A 14,693-nucleotide genomic window follows, 5' to 3' on the forward strand; every position below is an offset into this window, starting at 1 on the left:
GCGTCGGCGGCAACCTGGCCGCCGCCCTCACCCGGGCCGGGCACGAGGTGACCGTGGCGGACCGCGCGCCGGGCGCCGCCGCCGACGTCGCCCGCAGCGCCGAGGTCGTCATCAACGCCACCCCGGGCGCCGGCTCCCTGGAACGGCTCACGGCCCTGCGGGACGAGCTGCGCGGCAAGATCCTCATCGACGTCTCCAACGCCACCGTCGACGGACCGGACGGACTGCCGGGCGACCTGATCCACCCCGGCTCGAGCCTCGCCGAGCAGCTCCAGGAGGCACTCCCCGACACCCACGTCGTCAAGACGCTCAACACCATGCTCTTCCCGGTGATGACCGCCCCGGCCACCCTCACCCGGACGCCCACCGCGTTCCTCTCCGGCGACGACCCGCAGGCCAAGCAGACCGTCCGCGACCTGCTCACCGACCTCGGCTGGCACCAGGACTGGATCACCGACCTCGGCGCAATCCGCACCGCCCGCGCCACCGAGGCCGCCATCCTCTTCGTCCCGCACGTCATCCGCGCCGACGGATTCACACCCTTCGCCATCTCGATCGCCCGCTGACCCGCACGGCGCACCGCCCCTGCGGGCGGCGGGCAAGCGGCACAAGGGCAGAACGGACGAGGCGCCCGGGCGGTGTTGAGCGAGATGTCTCACGTCTCAAGCAACCAGCCGGGGAGCCTCGTTGGTCACCTGTCCTGCCGTACTGGACCTGCCGCATGCGCTCGTCGGGTGGGTCACCCCGCTGATCGTCACCCCCGAGGGTGACCGCCGGTGCAAGCTTCGGCCCTCCCGGCGAACCCTGGTGGCGCCGGTGCCTCTGTGCAGGCACGACACCCTCGCCCAGATCGTCACCGGCTTCCGGATCGGCGTCGGCATCCGCTGAACCGCGGCCGTACCTCTGGTCACGCGTTTTCGGGCCCGTGGCCCGGCGGGTGCTGTTTCGGCGAGAGCGAGGCCGCTCCGGTCGAGCGGGCGTACTCGGTGGGAGTCTGACCGTAGTGCTTCTTGAAAGCCCGGGTGAAGTGACTGCCGTCCGCGAACTGCCAGTGTGCGGCGAGTTCCGAAATGCTCAGGCGCCCTGACGGCGCGGCAAGGGCGAGCCGGGCCTCATGCAGTCGCCGGTGGCGGATGTAGGTGGTCACCTGCTCACCCACCGCGGCGAATGCCCGGTGCAGCGTACGGACGGAGACGTTGAGTTCACGTGCGAGCACGGCCGGAGAGAGTTCGGGGTCGGCGAGCCGACGGTCCGCGAGGTCCTTGGCCGCCTGGGTGAGCGCGGGAGCCAACCGGGGTTCCACGTCGTCGAACCGGCCCTTCACCACCGCCTTGGCCAGCTCGACCAGGGTGCCTTGGGCAGCCGCCACACCGGCCGGGCCGAGGTCGGCCACGGTCATGTGGATCATGTCCGTAAGGGCCGTCAGCAAGCGCATCTCGGCCGAGTCCGCCGGCCCGGTGATGACCCGGGTCCCGAGCAGGGGTTTGAGCTCGCCGGGGGGCAGGACGAGGAACTTCGCCGTGAGGTGCGCCGTCGTCTCGAAGGCCGTCAGGCGCCCGAGGTGCCGGACGAGGAACTGCCCAGCCGACACGGTCCGGTCGCCGTAGCCGGGCGGGCCTTCCAGAGTCCATGCGCCGCGCCGCACGACGTACATGGCAACCAGGTCCTGATCGCCGCCCGGGACGTCCGCGGTCCGGGTGGCCGACGCGGCGTGAAGATCGGCGATCGCCGCGCCGTGCACCTTGGCCACATTGCCCTTGACCCGGAAGTCACCGATCGTATCCGTGCTGAAGGCCGGCAGTTGAAAGACGTCGTCACCGACCTGCGTCTCCCACCCGCGCCGGAAGACGTCGAGTCCCCCCGGTGCGGCGCCTTGGGCAGTCGAGTCCACTGCGAACACCCCGCGCGCGCCGTCGACCTCCGCTCCAGTACCGTGCATCCCGCTCCGATCCCCTCGCAGTTGGTGGATTCTCATGATCATCGCAACGCCGCAGGTGTCATGCTGTCAGAGCGGCGGCGAACAGCTCGGCGGGGGTCTGCCGTCCGAGTGCCTCGAGAGGAGAACGCTGGTGGACGGCGCTGCGGCCAACGCTGCGCTTATACAGGCCCGCCCTGACCAGGCCCGGGACGGCCGGTCAGATTGATCTCGGGTCTGGTGCAGCAGGGCTCGGTGAGTCTCCGGCGACTACGACCCGTGCCGCCCACGGCCGTGTTGCCGACAACGTCGCCTTCGCCGGGCGCCGGACGCTCCGGAGGGTCTCAGGTCCGCGGGGGTGCTGCCAACCATCGTTCTGCGCGGCTCTGCTTGTCTGAGTCTCCGGAGCGGCGGGCGTGCGCCAGCAGTCGGGCGCGCAGCGGCTCGGGCAGGCCGGCGACGTCCCGCTTCTGGCGCGGGCGGGTCTTCCAGCCCACCAGGTGCCGCACGGCCCCGGCGTCGTGCCGCTCCTCGGCCCGCGGGTCGGCGAGGGCGGCGAGCACGTCGGCGATCGGCACCCTGCCGAGCAGTTCGCCGGGCACGCCCTCGTGGACGGGGTAGCCCGAGCAGCGCCCGCTGCCGGAGCCGTACCAGTCGAGCAGGGCCAGCACCCGCTCCACCGGGTCGGGGAACGTCAGCTGTAGTCGGTCCGTGAGTTCCACGAGCAACTCGGAGGAGGGCCTGCCGCCGGTGCGGGAGAGGTCGAGGATCCGGTCGGCGGCCCCCTCCAGTCCGGCGGGCATCGCGGCCAGCCAGCTGCGCTCCTCCTCGGCCCCTTCTTCCGCCCGTAGCCGGTCGGCCTCGAACTGCTGCATCGGGCCGGGCATGCCGTGCCCGTCCAGCCACGCCAGGAGCGGGCGGCCGTCGGCGAGGACGGCGTCGCTCTCCCACTGCCCCCATCTCAGTGTCGCCCCATGGTGCAGGACGACGACTGCGAGCCGCCCACCGTCCCGGTCGAACACCTCGAAGCGGACGTCCCCGAGGCACATGCAGTGGAACCCGGGCAGCGATTCGACGGCCATGGCCGTCCTGAGCCGGGCCGACTCCGCCGGATCGGAGAGGTCCACCCGGATCTCTCCGTCCGCCCCGGAGCGGCTCACCGAGCTCACCCGGACCAGGTGCGCCTGCTGCAGCACGCCGTCCAGCGCCGTCGTCCCGTCCATGAACCGATCCCTCCCCGTCCGGGCCGCAGGTGCACAGCCCGCCCGATTCCACCGCAGCACCCGACCGCCTCGCAACCTGGTCCCCCTTGCGCGCAATCCAGCTCGCCCGCCGACGGGCTGATCCCTCCGGAGTGAAGGTCAAGCCGTCCGTGAACCGGGTGCTGACGGCCCGGAGTCGGCGGAGTTGTGACGCGGCTTACAGCATCATGCGGCCGATCCGGGATACCGGACGGTAGGTGAGGATTCCCGGTGTTGAGGTGGTCGCGCGCGGCGTGAGCGTGTGCGGACCGCGAGGAGCGGTGTTCGAGAGCCTGGACCTGCGGGTCGGGGCGGGTGGCCTGCTGGTGGTGCACGGCCCGGGCGGGTCGGGGCGTACGTCCCTGCTGCTCGCGCTGGCCGCCCGGATGCGGCTGGACTCGGGGGCGGTGCGGGTCGGCGGACACCTGCTGCCCGGTGCCGAACGACAGGTCCGCGACCTGGTCGCCGTCGCCCGCGCGGAGCCCGCCGTCGGTCTCGACGGCAGACTCCGCGTGAGCGAACTGATCGCCGAACGGCGCATCCTGACGCCCAAGACGGCGTGGCGTCGCATCGATGACGCCTTCGAGGTGGTCGACCTACAGGTACCTGGCCGCGAGCTCGTCCGGGACCTGTCCCCCGCCGACGGGCTCCTGCTGGCGGTCGCCCTGGCACTGGCCGCGGAGCCGGCGGCGATCGTCGTGGACGACGTGGACCGCAGCTGCCCGGCCGCCGACCATACGCGCCTGTGGCAGGCACTGAGCCGGGTGTGCGCCACCGGGTGCACCGTGCTGGCCGGCGCCTGCGACCCGCCCGGCGCGCTCGACCCGACGCCCGCCCTGGTGGCGCTGCCCCGGCTGAGCCGCAACCGCCTACCCGGGACCGGCCAGGAAGGCCGCACACAACAGTGCCCGGCACCGCACGTCACCGAGGAGTGCGCATGACCGCGATCAGGCTGGCCCTGCTGGAACTGCGGAGCTTCCGCGGGCCGCTCCGCCGCTGGGTGCCGCTGCTGCTGTGCCTGATCCCGCTGCTCTACGGGGCGATGTACCTGTGGGCGAACTGGGATCCGTACGGCAAGACGCATCGGATCCCCGTCGCGGTGGTCGACCAGGACCGGCCCGCCGACACCCGGCAGGGCCTGCGCGTCGACGCCGGAGCCCAACTGGTCCAACAACTCAAGGCATCGCGGGACTTCGACTGGAAATTCGTGGACGCGACCGAGGCCCGCGCCGGCCTGGAGCACGGCCGCTACTACTTCACGGTCCACATCCCGGCCGACTTCAGCGCCAGGCTCGCCACCGGCCCTGACCAGCAGCCGTTGCAGGCGGCGATCCACATCGAGCTCAACGACGCCAACAACTACATCGCGGGCGTCATGACGGAGGTCGTCCAGTCCAAGCTCCAGGACCAGGTCAACTCCGCCGCCCACGAGGCCTACGTCCGGGGCATCTACGGCCAGTTGGGGGACGTCCGCGCCAAGCTGGGAACGGCGGCGGACGGGGCACAGGCCCTGGTGAACGCCACCACCATCGCCCAGCAGGGAAGTTCGGCCGCAGCCGACGCCACCGCCACCCTCCACACCGGCTCCGCCCAACTCGCCGACGGTGCAGGACAGATCAGCCAGGCCGCCGCCCAGGTCGACAAGGCCACCGCCGCACTCGACAAGGCAGCCGCCCAGCAACTCCCCACCGCGGCCGACGCGCTGGTGAACGCGGCGAGCCTCACGGCCCAAGGCCTCGACGCAGTTCACGACGGGACCGGCCAGGTCAAGCGAGGTACCGCAGCAGCGGTGACCGACCTCGGCCGCCTCGCCGACGCGCACCCCGAACTCCGCAACGACCCGCTCTTCCAACTCGCCCTACGGGACGCCACCACCGTGGACGACACGGCCGGGCAGATCGACAGCCGCGCCACGACCGCGGCCGGCAACGCCCACAAGACCCTCCAACAGGCCACCGACATCCGGGCGTCGACCGCCGCGCTCCAGCAGCAGATCCGCGACGCCCGGACCCCCCTCGCCCTGATCGACTCCGGCGCGCAGCGCGTGGCCGCCGGCGCGGACACCGTTACGGCGGGCCTCGCCACCCTGCAGCAGGGATCCGGCACGCTCAGGACCGCCGCCGACCAGGCGCACGACGGCGCGACGAAGCTCGCCGACCTGATCGGCAACGGGAAGGCGAAGATCCCGGAACTCAGCAACGACCAACTCGCCGAAGCGTCCCAGGTCCTGGGCACCCCGGTGCGCATCGACCGCTCGAACCTGCACCCCGCCGGCGTGTACGGACGCGGGCTCGCCCCGTTCTTCTTCGGCATCGCCCTGTGGGTGTTCGGGCTCTTCGCCTACCTCCTGCTGCGGCCGGTCAACCGGCGGGCGCTGGCCGACCGCACCCGTTCCACCACAATCGCCGTCGCGGGCTGGCTCCCCGGCGCGGCACTCGGCGTCATCGGCGCCCTCGTCCTGTACGGCGTCGTCGACCTGACCCTGGGACTCCACCCGCTACGACCGCTGCAGACGGTGGCGCTGCTCGCGGTCGGCGCCGGTGCCTTCGTCGCCGTCGACCACTGCCTGCGGACCGCGTTCGGCACCGTCGGGGACGTGCTCTCCCTCGTCCTGCTGATCCTCCAGCTCACCGCCTCGGGCGGCCTCTACCCGATGCAGACCACCCCCGCGTTCTTCCAGGCCATCCATCCACTCCTGCCGATGACCTACCTGGTGGACGGCCTGCGCGTGACGATCTCCGGAGGTCTCACCTCCCACCTGCTGCGGGACATCGCCACGCTGGCGGGCTTCGGCCTCGCCTTCCTGACCATCACGACCCTCACCGTCCGACGTCAGCGCAGCTGGACCGTGGCCCGACTGCACCCCGACATCGAACTGTGAGCCCGAGAGCCCGGCCGGTGGCCGGGTGGCGCCAGGAGGGTTGAGGTTCATCCCGGGAAGTTCGTGTCCATCGCAACCGGCGCAGCTGTCATGGTGTCCTCACTTCCGACAACGCACGACCGGACCGGGCGGAGGTGGCCCGCCGGCCGTCCTGACGATCCGGGGGGATCCATGCGTTCGCGCTCTCTGTTGACGGTCTCCGTTCCCGTGCTGTGTGCCGGGCTCGGCCTGACGGCCTGCAGTTCCGGTTCCACAGCCAGTCCGCCGAAGACTGCTGCGGTCGCGCCGGTGTCGGTCGTACCGGTCGCGGGCCAGTCCGGTGCTCCGGCCGCCGCCCCGTCCGCCGCGCCGTCCACCGGCGCGGTCACGACGGCCAGGAGCTCCGACAGCTCGCAGGCGCCCAAGTGCTCCACCCAGGACCTGAGGTGGACCCTCACCCGCCTCACCGACGCAGGTACGGGCACCGGCGCCAAGGATCCGGCGAACGCCGAACTCGTCGCCGTCAACGCCGGCACCCGCAGCTGCACCCTGACCGGGTACCCGAAGCTCGAGTTCCACCTGGGCAAGGGCCCACAGGCCACCTGGGTCGGAACGGGCAGCCCCGCTCCGGTGGCGCTGGGCGCGGGTACGAAGGTGGTGATCGCCCTGCGCTACTCCGAGTTCAACGGCAAGGGGCCCGACAGCGGCAACTGCGTGTTCGTCACCGCCGGCGCCGCCGACGTGGCCGCGCCAGGTGACGGCAGCGGAGTCCGGGTTCCGGTGGTGGACCGCAGTGGCAAGCCGCCGGAGATCACCATCTGCGGCAACGAGGTCCGGATGAGCCCGCCCGTCACCCGGTAGGAACCGGCCGTCGGCACTCGGCGCGCGCCGGCAGCGACGCCGGCCGAGTGCCCCGCGGCGGCCGGATGGTCAGCCCATGCTCTTCGCGCCGTCGATCGCCTCGCGGATGATGTCGGCGTGGCCGGCGTGCTGGGCGGTCTCGGCGACGACGTGCATCAGCACCCGCCGGACGGACCATTGCGCACCCGGCTCGAACCACGGCGCCTTCGGCAGCGGCCGGGTGGCACCGAGGTCGGGAAGGGTGATGACCAGCTCGTCGGTGCGGCGGGCCACCTCGTCGTAGTCGGCCAGCACACCGGCGAGCGTCTCACCGGGCAGGAGCCGGAACTCGTCGGCCCGGCGGGCGAAGTCGGCCTCGGTCCAGGTGGTGAAGTCGGGCATCGCCGCCGGGCCGTCGACGATGAACGCGGCCCAGGTCCGCTCGACCGAGGCGACGTGCTTGATCAGGCCGCCCAGACACAGCTCGCTGGTGGTGGTCCGCGCTCCGGCCTGCTCATCGGTGAGGTCACGGGTGGTGAAGCGCAGGAAGTGTCGCTGCTTGGCCAGCGCCGCCAGCAGGTCGGCGCGCTCGCCGGTCGCGGCCGGCGCGTCGGTGGTGGACTCGCTGACGGTCAGGGTCTCGCTCATGGGGGGTTTCCGCCTTCCGTGGTTTCTTGCTCCGTCGACAAGGTCAACGTTAGGAGCCATAGCGGTCACCTTCTGACCTGAATAGCGGGAGGATCGGATCCATGGCCAACACCAGCCGCCGAACGCTGCGGCTGCTCTCCCTGCTCCAGGCCCACCGGTACTGGCCGGGCGACGACCACGGGCCGATCGGCTGGACGTCTCGATCCGCACCCTGCGCCGCGACATCGACCGGCTCCGCGAACTGGGCTACCCGGTGGAGTCGCAGCACGGTGTGGACCGCGACTACCAGCTGGCCGCGGGAGCGGCACTGCCGCCGTTGGTGATCGACGACGAGGAGGCGGTCGCCCTGGCCGTCGGCCTGCAGGCCGCCGCGGAGGGCGCGGTGGAGGGCATCGCCGAGGCCTCGGTGCGGGCACTAGGTGGTGCAGGTGATGCCGGTGTTGGGGCGGTGCGGTGTGTTGTGGCCGCCGTGGTGGGGCGGGTTGGGCGGCAAGCCGTTGACGTGGGTGATCTGCAGGGTGTCCCCGGCCCGTGCCCGCAGCGTCGGCCCCGGGATCGCGCCGTTGTAGGTGCGGGTGGTGAGCCGGCCGTGGCTCGGCACGAGGACGTCCGTGAACCGGACGTCGAGGACCTGTTCCAGGACCCGGCCGCCCGCGCCCGGCGCCGGTGCCGGGGTGGTCACCGGCGGCTGCGGAAAGCCGCGCGCCACCGCGGCCGGGGCGCGCCCGGCCGCCAACCCCGCGGCGGCGGACCCCTCGGCGGCGACGGTGAGGCCGACGGCCACGCCCGACCTGAGCACCGACCGGCGGCTCATCCCGCCACTCACTCCCGTGAGCGGACAATCTATGACCAACCGTCCGAAGTGTCCGGCACTGCACCGCCGCGGCACGCCGTGCTCCTCCGCGGACGGTCCCGACACGTGCACGGTACGGCGGCGCGCCCGGGGGCGGCCGGGTCGGGGCCCGCGTCTCCAGGTCTTCCGCCGATCCCGCCGCCCGCCTCACAAGGGGCCCGTATGCCATCAGGACGCGGTCGTGACGCAGTCGAGACGCATGAATGGCAGCATCGCCGCATGGCCACAACGAGATCACCCAGGCGGCGCAGAAGGCTGGCCATCGGTGCCGGCGTGCTAGCCACAGCTGTGGTTGCCGCCGGGGCGTACTGGGGCTACGTCCCGATCTGGCCGGGCATCGGGGGTGTCGCGCGATCACCCCAGGTGGCGGCCGCCAGCCGGACTGCGTCCGTGGAGCTGGACCGTCGGTTGTCCGAGATATCCGGTGCGCTCCCGGGCTCGCCCAGATCCTTGGGGGACGCGACCCTGGACCGCTGTCTCCGGGGGCATCGCGAGTTCGACTCCGACTCTGCTCTCCCGGTGTTCTGCCAGCGGCAGACGGCACTGTACGTGACCTTCGACGGCGGGCTCCAGGATGTGGCCCGCAGGTGGCACGAAGCACTCACCGCCCAGGGCTGGCAGGGCTCCCCGGCGCCGCTTCCATCCGGCTCCGGCTACACCGCCGAGCGCCGTCACTACGTCGACCCCGCGACGGACGACTACCTCGTCATCACGATGGTCGGCGACCAGCAGTCCCTCCCCCTGCTCTCGAACGAGCAGTCCTTCGAAGGTGCCACCCAACACCGCCGCGAATACCGGCCGTTCAATGACCGACAGGCCGCCGAATCGGCCCTGTCCGGCCGACACCGCGTGGCCGAGATCTCGCTGATCCGGACGTACTTCTCGGAGGGACCCCGGCCGAGGCCACCCTACTGACGCTCCGGCCGTAAGGAGCGATGTTGCCGGCGCTCAGACAGGTGCAGCCAGCGCCGATCATCGGTGTGCGAAGACAGACGGCCCTGTGGTGGCCGAAGGCCGCAACGTGGTCCCTGCCTGCCGGCCGGAGGAGTTCGAGCGGCTGACGGTCGCACACGGCGCGAAGGGGCACCGCCACTACGACTGGGAGCCCGTCGCCCGCACCGCGGCCGCCCCCGACGGGCGGCCATCAGCACCTGACGATCCGCCGCAACCGCAGCACCGGCGAGCCGGCCCACTACCGCTGTCCCTCGCCCCGGCGCTGCTCTCCAGCTGGTCGAGCTCGTGGGAAGCCGCTGGACGGTCGAGGAGACGTTCCAGGGCTCGAAGGCGCCGACGGGACCGGACGAGCAACAAGTACGCCGCTGGGTCACCCTGGCCCCGCTCGCGCACCCCTTCCTCGCCGTCAACACCGCCCTCGAACGCCCCACCGGCCCCCGGTCGATGACGCGACCAGCCCCGCTACGGATGGAGTACCAGCGAGTCGCCGGATCGACCGGACAGTCATTCGTCCTTCAGCGCCGCCTGCACCACCGCCGCCGGCTGACGGCCGATCGGCCAGGACGTCACGAGCTCCAGGCGACCGACCGCCCATGCGAGCCAGTCGGCATCGCCGAGCCGGTGGGCGTCACCGGCAGCGACCGTCTGCGTCATCAGCTCGGCCAGGAGCAGGATGTGTGTCGGCTTGTACCAGGCGGCGTGCCGGTCGAAGGTCAGCTTCCGGTCCTCGTACGGGTGGCGGAGGGTCATGCTGAGGTGGCCACCCCCGCGTCCCTTGAAGGGGCCGGGGAGGCCGCCGAGTATGCCCGTCAACCCGAGCTCACCCTCAGAGGCCGATCCCCTCGTCCCGTGCCCTATCTGGATACCGATCCCGAGCATGACCTTGGACCAGGGAATCACCTCGTCCTCGGCGCCGCCTTCGAGCCGGACCATTCCCTCTGTTCGGAACTCCACCCAGCAACCGTCCGGCCGGTGGGAGTCTCCCACCACCCAACGCCCTGAGACGAGTTCCAGCGGCCCATAGGTCTTTCGCATATCCCCCATGGACTCATTGGATCACGCGTTCGCGCCGGATCGGAAGCTGTACCCCTCGGCCGGATGGGGACAGGTCCCGCAGCGGTGCGTCGGAGTCCGCGGGCAGGCGGCGCCGGGCCCGCCCCCTCGGGTGCGGCCGCCCGCGCCACGCGGTTGGCAAGCCATGGACAAGGCCCGGCAAAGGCTGGCGGCCCGGCCTTGCCGCGCCGCCACGGCCGTCAGTAGCGTCGAAGCCACGCAGCCGAACAACTGCCCCAGCGGGTAAGCAATTTGGCGCGCCCAGCATGCTGTCAGGCCCCTGACAGTCGACTGCGATACCCCACTCCCGTACAGCGCATCGGACCGGCTCCCGGCCACCAGCCGCGGCCGGTCGGCACATGCCGAGATCCGTCAGCACGGGCACGGGCCAGCACCGGCGCACACCCCTGCCGGGACCGGCCGCGCCCTCACCCCACGGAGGGTCGACTCTTGCGCTCCCACTCCCCCAGCGGCAGCCCGCACCTGCCCAGACTCCGCGGACTCCTCGCCGGGCTCCCGGCCCTGGCCATGGCGGCCACCGGCCTCCTGGCCGTGGCCGCCCCGAGCGCCACCGCCACCGACACCGGCGCCCAGTCCCCCGTCGGCACCAGGCGGGTCTGCGCGGCCCCCAGCCACCCCGGCGAGATGGCCTGCCTGGCGCTCGCCCGTACCGACCTCGGCCAGCAGCGGACGCTGGCACCCGACGCCACGCCGTCCGGCTACGGTCCGGCCGACCTCACCTCGGCCTACAACCTGCCGGCCTCCGCCGGCGCGGGCGCGACCGTGGCCATCGTCGACTCCAACGACGACCCCAAGGCGGAGAGCGACCTCGCCGCCTACCGCACCCAGTACGGGCTGCCCGCCTGCACCACCGCCAACGGCTGCTTCAAGAAGGTCGACCAGCGCGGCGGCACCAGCTACCCCACCGCCGACAGCGGCTGGGCCGGCGAGATCTCGCTCGACGTCGACATGGTCAGCGCCGTCTGCCCCAACTGCCACATCCTGCTGGTCGAGGCGGACAGCGCGACCATGGAGAACCTCGGCGCCGCCGTGAACACCGCGGTCAGCCTGGGCGCCAAGTACGTCTCCAACAGCTACGGCGGCGGCGAGGACTCCACCGACACCGCCTCCGACACCGCGTACTTCAACCACCCGGGCGTCGCCATCACCGTCTCCTCCGGTGACTCCGGCTACGGCGCGGAGTACCCGGCGTCCTCCAAGTACGTGACCGCCGTCGGCGGTACCAGCCTCAGCCGCAACTCCAGCGCCCGCGGCTGGACCGAGAAGGTCTGGGGCACCAGCTCCGGCGGCAACGGCGCGGGCTCCGGCTGCTCCGCGTACGACGCCAAGCCGACCTGGCAGACCGACAGCGGATGCGCCAGGCGCACCGTCGCGGACGTCTCCGCCGTCGCCGACCCCGCCACCGGCGTCGCCGTCTACCAGACCTACGGCGGCAGCGGCTGGAACGTCTACGGCGGCACCAGCGCCTCCGCCCCGATCATCGCCGCCGTCTACGCGCTGGCCGGTGCCCCCGCCGCGGGCACCAGCCCCGCCTCCTACCCGTACGCGCACACCTCCTCGCTCTACGACGTGACCAGCGGCGCCAACGGCAGCTGCTCGCCGTCCTACCTCTGCACCGCCGCCACCGGGTACGACGGCCCGACCGGCCTCGGCACCCCCAACGGCACCGCCGCCTTCACCAACGGCACCAGCTCCGGCAACACCGTGACCGTCACCAACCCGGGCAACCAGACCACCGCGCAGAGCGGTTCGGCCTCCCTGCAGATCCACGCGACGGACTCCGCCACCGGCCAGACCCTCAGCTACTCCGCCAGCGGCCTGCCCGCCGGCCTGTCCGTCAACTCCGCCACCGGCCTGATCACCGGCACGGCCACCACCGCCGGCACCTACACCGTCACAGTCACCGCGACCGACACCACCGGCGCCGCGGGTTCCACCAGCTTCACCTGGACGGTCACCGGCACCGGCGGCGACTGCGCCCCGGTCCAGCTGCTCGGCAACGCGGGATTCGAGACCGGCAGCGCCGCCCCGTGGACCGCCAGCTCCGGCGTCGTCGACAACAGCGCCTCCCAGGCCGCCCACGCCGGCAGCTGGAAGGCCTGGCTCGACGGCTACGGCTCCACCCACACCGACTCCCTCGCCCAGACGGTGACCCTCCCGCAGGGCTGCCACGCCACCCTCAGCTTCTACCTGCACATCGACTCCGCCGAGACCACCACCTCCACGGCCTACGACAAGCTGACCGTCCAGGCGGGCTCCACCACCCTGGCCACCTTCAGCAACCTCAACAAGGCGACCGGCTACGTGCTGCGCAGCTACGACCTCTCCGCCTTCGCGGGCCAGAGCGTGACGGTCAAGTTCACCGGCGCCGAGGACAGCTCCCTGCAGACCAGCTTCGTGATCGACGACACCGCCCTCAACATCTCCTGACACCAGGGCACCAGGGCACCGGAGTACCACTGCACCAGGGGGCCACGGCCGTGCGCCGCGGCCCCCGCGCGTTCACATCGGCCCGCCGTCGGTGGCACCGAGGTAGACCGGCTTACGGGTGTCCACACCGATGCCCACCCAGTCGACCTTGATCCGGTTGCCGCTGCTGCCCCGGCTGAGTGCGTACCCGAAGTCCTGGCCGGCCTTGACCGGAAGCATCGCGGATGCTCCCTCCGTGCCCGGCGGACAGTGCGCGTGGGCGTTGAAGCCCGGGGCGCCGCTCCAGAGTTCGGCCTTGCTGCTTCCCGAGCCGTTGCGGACGGTCACGGTCACCCATCCGGAGGTCGGGGCGGTCCAGCGCTGCCGCAGTTCCCCCACGGTGTCCGAGCCGAGAGCGGCCAACTCCCAGGTCACGAAGGCGTCGGCGCTCTGCCTGACGACGAGTTCGCCATGCAGGGTCGTGACGCCCGCGACCGTCAGACTGCCGATGTCCAGATCGGGCTTGAGGACGGTGACCTGGGTCGAGACGATCCGGACGACCGGGTTGGAGGGGTCGCCGGTGGTGGCGCGCAGGTAGAAGGTGGTGTCGGCCTTGATGCCCTCCAGCTCCAGGCTGCTGCGGTCGGTGACGTCCCGTTCGACGCCCGGGTACAGCAGGTCGTACTTCGCGTTCGCGGAACGCTCCCACGTCAGCTTGACGTCGCCGCCGTTCTGGATGATCGACGGCTCGCAGAGGAAGTTCCGCAGATAGAAGTCGGCCGGGAACTTCCCGAGGTTGAAGACCGTGACCCGGTCCTGGAACGCCGAACTGCCGGTCCGGGACGACTCCGTCACCGTGATCGGCGCCGTCCCGACCTTACGGCTCATAGGGATGTCCGACAGCTGGATCGTGAACCCGAGATCCGGGCCGACCGGCGTGTGATCCGCCGCCGGCGAGAACACGAACTCCTTCGCCGCGGCGTCCAACCGGGCACTCCAACCGGCCAAGGTGATCCTCGGCGTCACCTTCGCCAGCTCCGTCGCCAGGTCCGGCGACATCACGCCGGCCGGCACCTTCACCCGGATCGACTTCACATCCGCGGGCGTACCGCTCTGCCGCGACACCGAGATCACCACCTCCCCGATCTCCTCGGGCGCCTGTGGATTCTCCGGCGACGCCTTCAACGGACTCGGGGTGGTGGTCACGGTGTAGGACAGCAGCGGATCGCTCGCGGCAGTGCCGGCGAAGTCCTGCATCTGGATGACCAGGGTCACGGCTGGCTCCTTGGAAGGTGGGTGGCCGTGCCGCCCCGGGGCCGGGGCGGCACGGGGGGGGGGTTCTCAACGCCGCCGATCCGGGGCAGGCTGAGGATCGGCGGGTAGGCCAGAGTCCCTCTCGGGCGCGAGGGTCGTGGCCCGGAGCGTCGGAAGGCGGCCAGACCAGGCGCTCGGCACTATGTGGCTTGGGCGGGTGCCGTTCATCCTCCGCGCAGCCCTGGGCCGCCGTCGCCTGGACGTCCGTGGACTACTCGGGTGCAGGCTTGTCGATGGCATGACCGAAGTAGTAAAGGGTCGCTCCGGCGGCACCTGGCTGGCTCCACTTGAAGCTAATCGGCACGCCCTTCATGACAGGGCCCACCACTGTCCGGTTGCTGCTGCTGACCTCCTGTGCGTCATAGCTGGTGACAACCTCGCACACCCCCGGGTTGCCCGCATAAAGTTGAGCGATCAGCAAACCGTCGGACTGCGCAATGAACCTGGTGTCGGTCCGAATGGTTCCGAGTCGGTGCATTCGCATCATGGTCACCGCACCGTTGGTCCTGGTGATGCCGTTGACGGTGAGGTTGCCAGCGTCGAGATCGGGCCTGGTGACGGTGACCTGGGCGGAGATGATGCGGA

Annotated in this window: 13 protein-coding genes and 2 pseudogenes; 8 read left to right on the forward strand and 7 right to left on the reverse strand. The window is 71.6% G+C overall.

Annotated features, from left to right (window positions below; translation table 11 throughout):
- Together AA75_RS22715 and AA75_RS22720 are read left to right on the forward strand one after the other, a co-directional pair.
- Nucleotides 1–566 (forward strand): NADPH-dependent F420 reductase (locus tag AA75_RS22715; protein WP_033822032.1); only part of this gene is annotated, 566 nt, incomplete at its 5' end.
- Between the two features lie 121 nt (nt 567–687).
- A pseudogene (locus AA75_RS22720) lies at nt 688–879 on the forward strand (IS5/IS1182 family transposase); the annotation flags it as partial.
- A 28-nt stretch (nt 880–907) separates the two neighbouring features.
- On the opposite strand, the gene AA75_RS45885 reads toward AA75_RS22720, so the two are convergent.
- The gene (locus AA75_RS45885) at nt 908–1,891 is read right to left on the reverse strand and encodes a helix-turn-helix domain-containing protein (protein WP_033822042.1); all 984 of its coding nucleotides are present in this window, start codon (nt 1,889–1,891) and stop codon (nt 908–910) included.
- A gap of 368 nt (nt 1,892–2,259) precedes the next feature.
- Nucleotides 2,260–3,138 carry a hypothetical protein gene (locus AA75_RS22730; protein WP_033822034.1) on the reverse strand — a complete coding sequence of 293 codons (879 nt, stop codon included), beginning with the start codon at nt 3,136–3,138 and terminating at the stop codon, nt 2,260–2,262.
- A 299-nt stretch (nt 3,139–3,437) separates the two neighbouring features.
- Between AA75_RS22730 and AA75_RS22735 the strand changes: the two genes are divergently transcribed.
- The 3 genes from AA75_RS22735 to AA75_RS22745 all read left to right on the forward strand — a co-directional run bounded on the left by AA75_RS22735 (nt 3,438) and on the right by AA75_RS22745 (nt 6,877).
- Nucleotides 3,438–4,097, forward strand: coding sequence for an ATP-binding cassette domain-containing protein (locus tag AA75_RS22735; protein ID WP_063794418.1), 660 nt, complete (start codon nt 3,438–3,440; stop codon nt 4,095–4,097).
- Complete coding sequence (locus tag AA75_RS53735) at nt 4,094–6,037, forward strand: YhgE/Pip domain-containing protein (protein ID WP_033822035.1); 1,944 nt, start codon at nt 4,094–4,096, stop codon at nt 6,035–6,037. Before AA75_RS22735 ends, AA75_RS53735 begins: the two co-directional genes overlap by 4 nt.
- Before the next feature lie 288 nt (nt 6,038–6,325).
- On the forward strand, nt 6,326–6,877 hold the full coding sequence (locus AA75_RS22745; RefSeq protein WP_051813084.1) for a DUF4232 domain-containing protein: 552 nt from the start codon (nt 6,326–6,328) through the stop codon (nt 6,875–6,877).
- A 69-nt stretch (nt 6,878–6,946) separates the two neighbouring features.
- Here AA75_RS22745 and AA75_RS22750 read toward each other — a convergent pair whose 3' ends face one another.
- Complete coding sequence (locus AA75_RS22750; protein ID WP_033822036.1) at nt 6,947–7,504, reverse strand: DinB family protein; 558 nt, start codon at nt 7,502–7,504, stop codon at nt 6,947–6,949.
- A 101-nt stretch (nt 7,505–7,605) separates the two neighbouring features.
- Between AA75_RS22750 and AA75_RS53520 the strand changes: the two are divergent.
- Nucleotides 7,606–7,922 (forward strand): annotated as a pseudogene (locus AA75_RS53520) (helix-turn-helix transcriptional regulator); the annotation flags it as partial.
- Here the strand turns inward: AA75_RS53520 and AA75_RS22760 are convergent.
- Nucleotides 7,920–8,318, reverse strand: a complete 399-nt coding sequence (locus AA75_RS22760) for a multicopper oxidase domain-containing protein (RefSeq protein WP_033822038.1) — start codon at nt 8,316–8,318, stop codon at nt 7,920–7,922. The pseudogene AA75_RS53520 and the gene AA75_RS22760 overlap by 3 nt on opposite strands.
- Before the next feature lie 258 nt (nt 8,319–8,576).
- Between AA75_RS22760 and AA75_RS50980 the strand changes: the two genes are divergently transcribed.
- Entirely contained in the window at nt 8,577–9,272 is a 696-nt protein-coding gene (locus AA75_RS50980) for a hypothetical protein (RefSeq protein WP_199520393.1), read from the forward strand.
- A 543-nt stretch (nt 9,273–9,815) separates the two neighbouring features.
- On the opposite strand, the gene AA75_RS22770 is transcribed toward AA75_RS50980, so the two are convergent.
- Nucleotides 9,816–10,346, reverse strand: coding sequence for a hypothetical protein (locus AA75_RS22770; RefSeq protein ID WP_158515549.1), 531 nt, complete (start codon nt 10,344–10,346; stop codon nt 9,816–9,818).
- A gap of 546 nt (nt 10,347–10,892) precedes the next feature.
- Between AA75_RS22770 and AA75_RS22775 the strand changes: the two genes are divergently transcribed.
- The gene (locus tag AA75_RS22775; protein WP_082526748.1) at nt 10,893–12,815 is read left to right on the forward strand and encodes a putative Ig domain-containing protein; all 1,923 of its coding nucleotides are present in this window, start codon (nt 10,893–10,895) and stop codon (nt 12,813–12,815) included.
- 72 nt (nt 12,816–12,887) lie between these two features.
- Here AA75_RS22775 and AA75_RS22780 read toward each other — a convergent pair whose 3' ends face one another.
- Complete coding sequence (locus tag AA75_RS22780; RefSeq protein ID WP_051813086.1) at nt 12,888–14,069, reverse strand: hypothetical protein; 1,182 nt, start codon at nt 14,067–14,069, stop codon at nt 12,888–12,890.
- A gap of 250 nt (nt 14,070–14,319) precedes the next feature.
- On the reverse strand, nt 14,320–14,693 hold a 374-nt coding region (locus AA75_RS49635), incomplete at its 5' end, for a hypothetical protein (RefSeq protein ID WP_033822041.1).

The sequence above is a fragment of the Kitasatospora sp. MBT63 genome, from assembly GCF_000710465.2.
GTDB lineage: Bacteria > Actinomycetota > Actinomycetes > Streptomycetales > Streptomycetaceae > Kitasatospora.

Bases quoted from the DNA above. Each gene is read 5' to 3' on its own strand.
- AA75_RS22730 (WP_033822034.1), bottom strand. From the start codon at position 3,138: ATGGACGGGACGACGGCGCTGGACGGCGTGCTGCAGCAGGCGCACCTG.
- AA75_RS53735 (WP_033822035.1), top strand. From the start codon at position 4,094: ATGACCGCGATCAGGCTGGCCCTGCTGGAACTGCGGAGCTTCCGCGGG.
- AA75_RS22750 (WP_033822036.1), bottom strand. From the start codon at position 7,504: ATGAGCGAGACCCTGACCGTCAGCGAGTCCACCACCGACGCGCCGGCC.
- AA75_RS22760 (WP_033822038.1), bottom strand. From the start codon at position 8,318: ATGAGCCGCCGGTCGGTGCTCAGGTCGGGCGTGGCCGTCGGCCTCACC.
- AA75_RS50980 (WP_199520393.1), top strand. From the start codon at position 8,577: ATGGCCACAACGAGATCACCCAGGCGGCGCAGAAGGCTGGCCATCGGT.
- AA75_RS22770 (WP_158515549.1), bottom strand. From the start codon at position 10,346: ATGCGAAAGACCTATGGGCCGCTGGAACTCGTCTCAGGGCGTTGGGTG.
- AA75_RS22775 (WP_082526748.1), top strand. From the start codon at position 10,893: ATGGCGGCCACCGGCCTCCTGGCCGTGGCCGCCCCGAGCGCCACCGCC.